Genomic DNA, 3,902 nt, shown 5'->3' on the forward strand with positions numbered 1-3,902 from the left:
GAGGACCGGCGCGCCGGGCAGTCGGTCCAGGGCCTTGGCGTCGTCGGCCCGGGCCGGGCCCGGCGCCCCCCCCCCCCCCGGGCCCGCCCCGGGGGGGGGGGCCCGGCGGCGGGGGGGGGGCCGGCGCGGCCCCGCCCCCCCCCGCCGCGGCCGGGACAGCTCGGCCTGGCTCCGCCCCGCCGGGGCCTGGGCCATTCCGACTAGCTCCGCCCCTCGCGACCCGGAGCACCGCCCCCGGGCTCCACCCCGGCCGCATCCATGCCGGCCGGGGCAGGGCGGGGCTGAGTCGTCAGACGAGGGGGGCTGAGCCGTCAGCCCTCAGCCAGGTGGCGCTCGACGGTCTCCACCTTGGAGGTCAGACCGTCCACCACGCCGGGCCTGACATCGGCCTTGAGGACCAGGCTGACCCGCGGGGCGCGGGCCTCGACCGCGGCTACGGCGCGCTTGACGACGTCCATGACCTCGTCCCACTCGCCCTCGATGGAGGTGAACATGGCGTCCGTACGGTGCGGCAGGCCCGATGCACGGACCACGCGCACGGCGTCGGCGACGTAGGAACCGACGTCCTCACCGACGCCGAGCGGGGTGACGGAGAAGGCGACGATCATGCGTTGACGATGCCTTCCTTGCGGGCCCGGGCGGCGATGACCCCGGCCTCCACCTCGCGCTTGAGCTTGCGCTCGGCGAAGAAGCCGCCGGTGGGCAGCACGGACAGGACGAAGTAGAGGGCGGCGGTGCGCAGCGACCAGCGGGTGCGGCTCCAGGAGTCGGCCCAGAAGATCACGTACAGCACGAACAGGACGCCGTGCACCATGCCCATGACCGGCACCGCGTTGAAGTCCGTGGTGCGCTTGAGGACCGAGCAGAGGATGAGGATCAGGAAGGAGATGGCCTCCGGCGCGGAGACCAGGCGGAGCCGGCGCAGGGCGGAGGCGGTCTTGATGTCCACGGGGGCACCTTCAGGGGTTGAGGAGGCGGGAGGACCGTGTTGCGACGGCGGGCGCGGACACCCCTTGTGCCCGCCTTCACAAGCTCTGCCATTGTGACAGTTACCTGGACGATCACTGCTCGGGGGTCCGTGGTCCGGCGATCGGTCGGGATCTGTCCGGCGCCGGGCGGTGGGCGATAGCGTCAGGCCGTGGCTCACTTTCGGCTCCAGGGGAGCAAGGTCCTCGCCGTCGATCTGACCGGCGACACCGTCAAGGCCAAGAAGGGCTCGATGGTGGCGTACGACGGCGAGATGACCTTCAAGAAGAAGACCGGTGGCGGGGAGGGTCTACGGGGCATGGTCACCCGGCGGCTCACCGGCGAACAGATGGAGGTCATGGAGGTCAAGGGACAGGGCACCTGCTACTTCGCCGACCGGGCCAGCGAGATCAACCTGGTCACGCTGCACGGCGAGAAGCTGTACGTGGAGGCCAGCAACCTGCTGTGCACCGACGGCGCGCTGCGCACCGGCACCACCTTCACCGGGCTGCGCGGCGCCTCGCAGGGCAACGGCCTGTTCACCACCACCGTGGAGGGCAGCGGCCAGGCCGCGCTGGTCTCGGACGGGCAGGCGGTCGTGCTGCGGGTGACGCCCGACTATCCGCTGCGGGTCGACCCGGGCGCGTACGTCGCCCACACCGGCCACCTCCAGCAGCACTTCCAGTCGGGCGTGAACTTCCGCAGCTTCATAGGCGAGAGCTCGGGCGAGGCGTTCCAGATCCGCTTCGAGGGCGACGGCCTGGTGTACGTGCAGCCCAGTGAGCGCAACACGGTCGGGGGCGAGGTCTGATGCCGTTCAAGGTGCTCAACTCGCGCATGGTGGAGGCCGTGGTCGCGCCCGGGCAGACCATGTTCAGCCAGCGCGGCGCGATGCTCGCCTACCGCGGCGAGGTGTCGTTCACGCCCAGCATCACCGGCGGGCAGGGCGGGGTGATGTCGATGATCGGCCGCCGGGTGGCGAACGAGGCGACGCCGCTGATGACGGTGGAGGGCAGCGGCTCGGTGCTGTTCGGGCACGGCGGCCACCACGTGCACGTGGTGGATCTGGCCGGCGAGACGCTGTACGTGGAGGCCGATCGGCTGCTCGCGTTCGACGGGACGCTGCGACAGGGGACGATGTTCATGGGTTCGCAGGGCGGTGTGATGGGCATGGTGCGCGGCCAGGTCACCGGACAGGGCCTGTTCACCACCACGCTGGAGGGGCACGGCTCGGTGGCGGTGATGGCGCACGGCGGGGTGATCGAACTGCCGATCGCGCCGGGCCGCGACATCCATGTGGACCCACAGGCGTACGTGGCCCACCGCGGCCAGGTCCGCAACAAGCTCACCACCGCCATCGGCTGGCGCGAACTCGTCGGTCGCGGCTCGGGCGAGGGCTTCCAACTCGTCCTGTCCGGCACCGGAACCGTGTACGTCCAGGCGTCCGAGGAGAAGCTATGACCGGCCCCGTCGTCTTCGACGCGCACTCGCTGCCCGCCAGCGACAACGTCAACGCGTACGCGTTCAGCGTCGCCCTGGACGGCCAGTGGTTCCTCCAGAAGGGCAAGATGATCGCCTACTACGGCGACATCGACTTCCACGGCGTGGGGCTCGGCCGGCTCGACCGGCTGATCGCCCGCAGCTTCCACTCCCCGCTGCACGCGGCGGACTGGGTGGTGGCCGAGGGGCGCGGGAAGATGGTGCTGGCCGACCGGGCCTTCGACGTCAATTCGTACGACCTCGACGACGGCAACCTGACGATCAGGTCCGGCAACCTGCTGGCCTTCCAGCCCTCCCTGTCGCTGAAGCAGTCGATCGTGCCCGGCTTCCTGACGCTGATCGGCACCGGGACCTTCGTGGCCGCCTCCAACGGCCCGGTGGTCTTCATGGAGCCGCCGCTGCGGGTGGACCCGCAGGCGCTGGTGGGCTGGGCCGACTGCCCCTCGCCCTGCCACCACTACGACCACGCGTACCTCCAGGGCTTTCTGGGTGGCATCAGGGCGCATACGGGATTCGGCGGAACCTCGGGCGAGGAGCATCAGTTTGAGTTCGTGGGAGCGGGCACCGTGCTCCTCCAGTCGACCGAGCAACTGATGGCCGAGATCGCCACCGGCGCCTCCCCCGACCAGGCAGGGGTACCGGTTCGTGATCGATAGCCTGCGGAGTGTAACGTCGAACGCGTGACCTCAAGCAGCCGCATAGATCCATTGGTTCAGAATTCAACTTCTCTAGGTAGAATCGCTCACATGGAGACCGAGAACGGCACCAACTGGCTCAGCGACGAGGAACAGCGCGCCTGGCGCGCGCACCTGGACGTCAGTCGTCTGCTCATGCACCAGCTCGAACGGGACCTCCAGCCGTTCGGCCTGACGAACAACGACTACGAGATCCTGGTGAACCTCTCCGAGTCCGCGGACCACAAGATGCGGATGAGCGACCTCGCCGCCGCCACCTTGCAGTCCAAGAGCCGCCTGTCCCACCAGATCACCCGCATGGAGAACGCGGGCCTGGTCCGGCGCGAGAACTGCGAGTCGGACCGCCGCGGGTTGTACGCGGTGCTCACCGACCGCGGTTGGGAGACCATGCGCGAGGTCGCCCCGCACCACGTCGCCTCGGTGCGGCAGCACTTCATCGACCTGCTGGGCGCCCAGGGCATCGACGCGCTGCACAGTGCGCTCGCGCCCGTCGCCGAACATCTGCGCACCCGCCGCAAGACCGGCTGACCAGCGCTTTCCGGTCTGTGCTGGGTTGAGCAGGGCTGCACCGGGCTGGGTCTAGCCGAGCAGAGCTGCACCTGGCTGCACAGGACTGTCCCGGGTGGCGCCCGCCGCGCAGGGCCCGACCGGGGGCCCCCCCGCCCCCCCCCCCCCCGGGGCCCCCCCCGGGCCCCCCCCCCCGGGCCCCCCCCCCCCCCCCCCCCCCCCCCCCCCCCCCCC

General features: G+C 70.8%; 7 protein-coding genes. 4 read left to right on the plus strand and 3 right to left on the minus strand.

Translation table 11 applies throughout. The features are described 5' to 3' along the window. The 3 genes from AAHZ94_RS30085 to AAHZ94_RS30095 form a co-directional block, all read right to left on the minus strand. Positions 1 to 195: hypothetical protein (locus tag AAHZ94_RS30085; RefSeq protein ID WP_349996888.1), on the minus strand; the 195-nt coding region annotated here is incomplete at its 3' end. 116 nt (positions 196 to 311) lie between these two features. After that, positions 312 to 608, minus strand: coding sequence for an MTH1187 family thiamine-binding protein (locus AAHZ94_RS30090; protein WP_349996889.1), 297 nt, complete (start codon positions 606 to 608; stop codon positions 312 to 314). Beyond that, positions 605 to 949, minus strand: a complete 345-nt coding sequence (locus tag AAHZ94_RS30095) for a DUF3817 domain-containing protein (protein WP_349996890.1) — start codon at positions 947 to 949, stop codon at positions 605 to 607. The genes AAHZ94_RS30090 and AAHZ94_RS30095 overlap by 4 nt, the downstream gene beginning before the upstream one ends. A 189-nt stretch (positions 950 to 1,138) precedes the next feature. On the opposite strand from AAHZ94_RS30095, the gene AAHZ94_RS30100 reads away from it, so the two are divergent. The 4 genes from AAHZ94_RS30100 to AAHZ94_RS30115 all read left to right on the plus strand — a co-directional run bounded on the left by AAHZ94_RS30100 (position 1,139) and on the right by AAHZ94_RS30115 (position 3,689). Beyond that, positions 1,139 to 1,777, plus strand: coding sequence for an AIM24 family protein (locus AAHZ94_RS30100; protein WP_349996891.1), 639 nt, complete (start codon positions 1,139 to 1,141; stop codon positions 1,775 to 1,777). Beyond that, complete coding sequence (locus AAHZ94_RS30105) at positions 1,777 to 2,427, plus strand: AIM24 family protein (protein WP_349996892.1); 651 nt, start codon at positions 1,777 to 1,779, stop codon at positions 2,425 to 2,427. Before AAHZ94_RS30100 ends, AAHZ94_RS30105 begins: the two co-directional genes overlap by 1 nt. Then, positions 2,424 to 3,122 carry an AIM24 family protein gene (locus AAHZ94_RS30110; protein ID WP_349996893.1) on the plus strand — a complete coding sequence of 233 codons (699 nt, stop codon included), beginning with the start codon at positions 2,424 to 2,426 and terminating at the stop codon, positions 3,120 to 3,122. Before AAHZ94_RS30105 ends, AAHZ94_RS30110 begins: the two co-directional genes overlap by 4 nt. Before the next feature lie 90 nt (positions 3,123 to 3,212). After that, positions 3,213 to 3,689, plus strand: coding sequence for a MarR family winged helix-turn-helix transcriptional regulator (locus tag AAHZ94_RS30115; RefSeq protein ID WP_349996894.1), 477 nt, complete (start codon positions 3,213 to 3,215; stop codon positions 3,687 to 3,689). Positions 3,690 to 3,902: the final 213 nt, after the last annotated feature.

It is taken from the genome of Streptomyces sp. HSW2009 (genome assembly GCF_040240285.1).
GTDB lineage: Bacteria > Actinomycetota > Actinomycetes > Streptomycetales > Streptomycetaceae > Streptomyces.

Excerpts from the sequence above, each read along its gene's own strand:
- AAHZ94_RS30090 (WP_349996889.1), bottom strand. The coding sequence starts at position 608 with ATGATCGTCGCCTTCTCCGTCACCCCGCTCGGCGTCGGTGAGGACGTC.
- AAHZ94_RS30105 (WP_349996892.1), top strand. The coding sequence starts at position 1,777 with ATGCCGTTCAAGGTGCTCAACTCGCGCATGGTGGAGGCCGTGGTCGCG.
- AAHZ94_RS30110 (WP_349996893.1), top strand. The coding sequence starts at position 2,424 with ATGACCGGCCCCGTCGTCTTCGACGCGCACTCGCTGCCCGCCAGCGAC.
- AAHZ94_RS30115 (WP_349996894.1), top strand. The coding sequence starts at position 3,213 with ATGGAGACCGAGAACGGCACCAACTGGCTCAGCGACGAGGAACAGCGC.